Source organism: uncultured Methanobrevibacter sp., assembly GCF_937906425.1.
In the GTDB taxonomy this organism is placed as follows: Archaea; Methanobacteriota; Methanobacteria; order Methanobacteriales; family Methanobacteriaceae; genus Methanobrevibacter.
Window position 1 is genome coordinate 1 of the sequence record NZ_CALCYR010000025.1, and the last position, 5,687, is coordinate 5,687.

Sequence of the window (5,687 nt, forward strand, 5' to 3'; positions counted from 1 at the left end):
AAAAAATAATGAAATAGTGAAAATAAAGAAAAAATGAAAATAAAAAATAATGAAAAAATTAAAAATAGAAAATGTGAAAAATAGAAAATGTGAAAATGAAAAATTGTTAAAAAAAATTATTTAATTAAATTAAAGAAATGACTAAAATAAATAAAATTAAATGAAAAACTAATAAATTTATAACATCTGCATTTAATTTAATTAAACTTATCCAAGAATTCGTGTTTTATTCTCAAATGGAATAGATAAATCAATCATATTTCCATTCATTAATGCAGTTATTGATACAAGTACACTTCCAGGCAATACATTGCATGGAGTGTGCCTTCTAACAAGGTAAGTGTTTTTATGCCCAAGTGCTGCACCAATCATTGCACCTGCAACAACTGCAATATCCTCCAGCTGACTAACACTTGCAATAACAACAGGATCATCGGTGTCATTTGATACATAGCCAACTCCTGGAATGTCCCTTCTGGAGCCTATTCTGTCACTTACATCAATTACAGACTTCATTCCACTGGCTGCCTCAATAGCTGAATTAGCAACATCCTCAACAAAATCCTCTCCACCATAGGTGTCAAATGCCATTATTATTGCATCCTGATATCCTTCATCCTGAACTCTTGCTTCAGCATAGGATATTCCTTCACCTGCATTATCCGGATCTGTGGAAATGCCATCCAAATCACCTAAATCCTCTGCATTGTCTTTTAATATTTTTACAATGCCTGCATTGACGGTTTCCAATAGTTCATCTTTAACAAATGCACTGATTACTACATCATCACCTGTAACATTTGTTAAAGCCGCCTTTTTAGCACCTAATTCAATAAGTTTAGGAATGTCCTTTTCAATGTTTTCAATTAATGAATCTGAAACGGAAACATCATTATTTGAAATATCTGCACCAATAGCTACTACTTTCATAATATCAAGTTCATTTTTAATTTTTAGTTAATAATAACCCTATAATTATTTTAAGAAATAAATCTATTTAAAGTCATCTGGGTCGATTAGATTGCTGTTTAACAATGCTTTCATCGTATCAATGTCTATTTGCCCAGGAGCTGTTGTATCATTAGCCACTGCAAAAGTGAAAGGAACATTGAACTTTGAAGCAATTACTCTAGTATAACTTCCCAATTCCCCCATTGAAATAGCTACAGTGTCATCACAGTGTGAAAGAATGGCAAGAATGGTTAATGTATCTTCCAACTGATTAGGCATTACAGCTATCTTTGCAATGTCTCCAAGAGCCTTTTCCTGATCTACAATATCCAATAAAAAATCCAAATCCGGAGTCTGATTGAAATTATGATAGGAAATAATTGATTTTACCCCTGTATCAGTTATTGATTTAATCAGATTTCTGTCTGTTTGAAGTTCAACATCAACAAAATCAGCCACATCACAGGCCTTTTCCAAAATAGCAATTCTTTCCTCTTCGCTTCCATTGAATGAACCTCCTTCCTTTTTGGTTCTATTGGTTGCGATTGTTGGAAAATTAATCTCCTCTATAATCTCCTTTACGATTTGCGGATTAGGACTTTCCATCCCATCTATTCTAAGTTCTAGAATGTCTGCACCCTTGATGATGCAATCCTTTGCCACTGCAATAATGTCTTCAGGTTTCTTTTGAAAAATTGGAATAGCTATCTTAGTTTCACTGTACATCTTCAACCCCATATGATTGACTTTTAGGATAATTTTATTTTCAAATCTTTTATATGATTATATTTAATCCTTTAAATTAAAATATTTAATCATTATTTTTAAAAATTAAAAGCAATTTAGAAAAAAATAAATAAAAAATTGAAACACCATTTTAACAGATTAAAGCAAAAATTGCAAGATTAAATTAAAAATTTAAATTCAATTTTTATAAATAAAGAGATTTAAAAAAAAATAAATAAAAAAATTAAATTCTATTTTTAAAATTAAAAGCAAAAAATAAGTAAAAATAAGTAAAAATAAGTAAAAATAAGTAAAAACAAGTAAAAATAAGTAAAAACAAGTTAAAAATAAAATAATAAAAAAATATTAAAAAAAAGAATTAAAATAAGTTAATTTAAAAATAAATAAAAAAAGAATTAAAAAAATAAAAATTAAGAGAATAAATCTCTTAAAATTATTTAGTTACAGTTATAGTAGATTTTGCAGAGCTTGCAGTGTAATATTTATTTGCAGAGCTTACAACTACCTTATATGTACCTACCTTTTGGGTTACCTTCAAGTTAGCGATTCCTTTGGAATTGGATTTGATTGTATAAGTCTTGTACTTCTTAGCTGAAGTGTATACCTTTACATTCAATTTAACTCCTGAAAGAACCTTCTTATTGCTCTTGTGAGTAACTTTTACCTTGAAGTATTTTCCAGCCCCATATTTAGCTGAAAACTTGGTAGGGGTTAATTTGGTAGGAACCTTGGTAATCTTGATTTGACTGGTTTTTGTCTTTGCAGTGTAACCGGATTCACCTGCAGCTACAGTAACCTTGTATGTACCTGGCTTTAAGGTACCGATACCTAAACTAACGTAACCGCTTGAATTTGTAACGCCGGTGTATTTGTAGTATTTATTGCTTGAAACATAAACCCTAACGCTTACCTTAGTACCATACATTGCATTACCGTTTTTAGCATTGACCAATTTTATCTTAAATGCCCTGCCGGATTTGTAGTAAGTGTTTACCTTAGCAGCGGTAATCTTACCGGTGGTCTTTTTAACGGTCACATATCTGGTAATGCTGCTTCCTGTATAATTATTGTCAAGGAAACTGATAATCATCTTATGCTTTCCAACACTTAATGGAGCGCTGAACTTAACATATCCCTTTGAACTGCTCATAAATGCATAATCAGTGTATTTTTTGGAACTTGTGTATAATCTAACCTTAAGGATTACATTTGGAGCAACCTTTTTGGTTAATTTGTCAGTTACCTTAATGATTCCAGTAATTGCAGAGTTAAAGAGAATGGATCTGTTGCTTGCAGTTAAGACACCTGTCCTTTTGGTTAATGTTGCATTAACCTTAACGCTAGCCGCATTAATGTTATCATTAATATTTTGAATGATAATAGGATAGGTTCCGCTGTATAGGCTTAAGTTAAATCCTGCTTCACCAGATAAGTTTGTTGTTGCATTGAATGTGGTATAGTTTCCAGTGCTGTTTAACTTGATTTTAAAGTAAACCTTGGATAATTTGATAGCTTCACCAGTCTTAGAGTTAACAACCTTGAAGGTAAATTTTTTACCGCTGTTTACAAGTTCCTTATAGTTGCTTGCCTTGATTGTAGCGTTTACCTTGTTTACTGTAAGTGTAGCCTTATTGTTGTCAGATGAAACGGCAGTGCCATTGTCATCTGATGAGAATGTAATGTTATATTCCCCAACGGAAAGGGATGAATAGTTGTTAATAAGAGCTGTAATGTCCAAGTCCTTACTGATATCCACATTCACCAAAGTAATAATACCATTTTCATCACTTGTAAATGATTTATACGGAGTCATAGTTCCAGGATAATCATAGAAATAAAGTCCACGAATTGTGATGCTTCTGTTTGCAACGATTTCACCTGTGTAATTGTCAATAACCTTGAATGTAAAGTTTCCGCTTTGATAATCAACAACCGTATTGATTGGAATGATATCCACGGTCACGACAGGATTCAATTGGGTGCTTGCATTCAACTGATCATCTGTTCCGTTTTTATAGATAATGGTTACTGAAGCATTATTCAAGTTAGGAGCTTCAAAGATAACCCTTCTGCTACTTACATTAAAGTCAGTAAGTTCAGTGGAAATGGTTTCATTATCCTCAACATAACTGTAGATAACTGAAATGTTGTTTTTTACAAAACTTACAGTTTTATTGCTGGCATTTTTAATTGTTACTGAAATGTTAACAAGTTTTGTGTAAACATCCACATTGGTTTTTTCATCAATAGTCATTGAAGGTTCAACAGTGGTTGTATTATCTGTATCATTTGTTTCTGTAGCATTTGTAGCCACTGCAGCCTCATTGCTATCCTCTGAGGAGTTACTATCATCAGATAAAACATTACTGCCCTTCAAATAATTATCATTTAAGTCGATATCACTAACATCATCAATTGCAGCATCATCATCCACTGCAATAGTGTCTGCATCAGCAGCTGAAACTGAAGCCACACTTAAAAGCAAAAAGACAGATATTAATGAAATCAATAAGATATATGAATTCTTAAATTTCATAAAAATTTTATCCTCCTTTTAAGAATAATATTTTCTAATTATAATTGTGATTAAATTAATTCATTAGGCCATATTTTCCCAGATTAATTTAATCTTTTTAAAACTTTTTATAAGAATTACTAATTTATCTAATTTAAAAATTAGTAATTAAAAACTTTTTATAAGAATTACTAACTTAATCTAATCTAAAAATTAGCAACCCACTTTTTATAAGAATTACTAACTTAATCTAATCTAAAAATTAGCAATTTTTAAAAAATCAAAATTAATTCTTTAATTTTTCTAAAAAACATATTCATTTTCATTTATGACATTTGTCTTTTTAATCAAACACAAAAATTTTGATAAATTTTTTCAACAAATTGTCTATAAGTAAAAATAATATTACACTTATTTATTTTTCTCATAGTATATAATAATTATTATTTTAAAGGTATTAAATTCGCTTGAATTGCTTTTATTTTTTTAAAAGATTAATAATTTTACTTTTTTTAAATAATTTTATTCTGCCAATTGCGATTCCATCACATACGCTTCTTCCATATAATTCCTGCATAACCACTCCTTTTGCACATTATAATCGTTCTTCCATTTCAGCCTTGATTGCCTCAAAACATTCATCTTCATCTTTTCCATCTATGGTTATAGTAACTGTCTCTCCCTGCTTTATTGCTAAGCTCATAAGTTTTATTAACGCCTTCATATCACATGACCTGTCGTCGCAAGTCAGTGTAACTGAGCTTTGAAATTCCTTCAATCGTCTAACTATTAAACCTGCTGGTCTAGCATGTAATCCATCCTTATCTTTTATAGTGTAACTAAATTCTTTCATCTTTAAAGTCTCCTTTCAAAACTGCTATAAATTAAACTACTATAATTAACTAGCAAAATTTATGCCAAAAGTGGTTGATTTTGTTAAAACAACTATAAAATAGCCAGATAAAACAATGCAAATAAAAAATAATCTAAAAGATTTTACATTCAGTTGAAACGAAAGAACTTTTTCACAAAATTTCATAATAAATTTCAGCAACTCTTCACATTTAAAACATTTCATCGGCAGATTTCCACTATATACTTTTGGTCATCAAATGAAGACTTTTTGCAGGACAAACAATGAAAACACCTGCAAAAATCTAATCATTAGTTCATAGGAGTTCAGTATGGAAAAAAATTATCGGCATGAAGTAAAACATGCAATATCTTACGCAGACTTAATTGCCATCAGGCAACGAATGTCTGCTATCACAACCCCGGATCCGCACGCGATAGATGGTAAATACCTGATAAGAAGTCTTTATTTTGACAATTTATATGATAAAGCACTTCGAGAAAAAATAGATGGTGTAAATGCCAGAGAAAAATTTCGAATAAGGTATTACAACTTAGACCCTACAATTATTCATCTGGAAAAGAAAAGCAAGCTTAATGGTCTTGGAACCAAGTACAAGGC

Annotated in this window: 5 protein-coding genes; 1 reads left to right on the forward strand and 4 read right to left on the reverse strand. The window is 30.5% G+C overall.

The features are described from left to right. Nucleotides 1–207 precede the first annotated feature (207 nt). From Q0138_RS00910 to Q0138_RS00925, 4 genes are all read right to left on the reverse strand, one after another. Nucleotides 208–930 (reverse strand): hypothetical protein, encoded by a 723-nt coding sequence (locus Q0138_RS00910; protein WP_297979637.1) that lies wholly within the window; start codon nucleotides 928–930, stop codon nucleotides 208–210. Between the two features lie 63 nt (nucleotides 931–993). Continuing rightward, nucleotides 994–1,677, reverse strand: coding sequence for a type I 3-dehydroquinate dehydratase (aroD, locus tag Q0138_RS00915; protein WP_297979639.1), 684 nt, complete (start codon nucleotides 1,675–1,677; stop codon nucleotides 994–996). 454 nt (nucleotides 1,678–2,131) lie between these two features. Continuing rightward, nucleotides 2,132–4,234: a hypothetical protein gene (locus tag Q0138_RS00920; RefSeq protein WP_297979641.1), complete on the reverse strand. Its 2,103-nt coding sequence runs from the start codon at nucleotides 4,232–4,234 to the stop codon at nucleotides 2,132–2,134. Between the two features lie 574 nt (nucleotides 4,235–4,808). Beyond that, complete coding sequence (locus Q0138_RS00925; RefSeq protein WP_297979643.1) at nucleotides 4,809–5,066, reverse strand: HPr family phosphocarrier protein; 258 nt, start codon at nucleotides 5,064–5,066, stop codon at nucleotides 4,809–4,811. Nucleotides 5,067–5,397: 331 nt separating this feature from the next. Between Q0138_RS00925 and Q0138_RS00930 the strand changes: the two genes are divergently transcribed. Then, the coding region (locus tag Q0138_RS00930) for a VTC domain-containing protein (protein ID WP_297979646.1) at nucleotides 5,398–5,687 on the forward strand (290 nt) is incomplete at its 3' end.

Bases quoted from the DNA above. Each gene is read 5' to 3' on its own strand.
- Q0138_RS00910 (WP_297979637.1), bottom strand. From the start codon at position 930: ATGAAAGTAGTAGCTATTGGTGCAGATATTTCAAATAATGATGTTTCC.
- aroD (WP_297979639.1), bottom strand. From the start codon at position 1,677: ATGTACAGTGAAACTAAGATAGCTATTCCAATTTTTCAAAAGAAACCT.
- Q0138_RS00920 (WP_297979641.1), bottom strand. From the start codon at position 4,234: ATGAAATTTAAGAATTCATATATCTTATTGATTTCATTAATATCTGTC.
- Q0138_RS00925 (WP_297979643.1), bottom strand. From the start codon at position 5,066: ATGAAAGAATTTAGTTACACTATAAAAGATAAGGATGGATTACATGCT.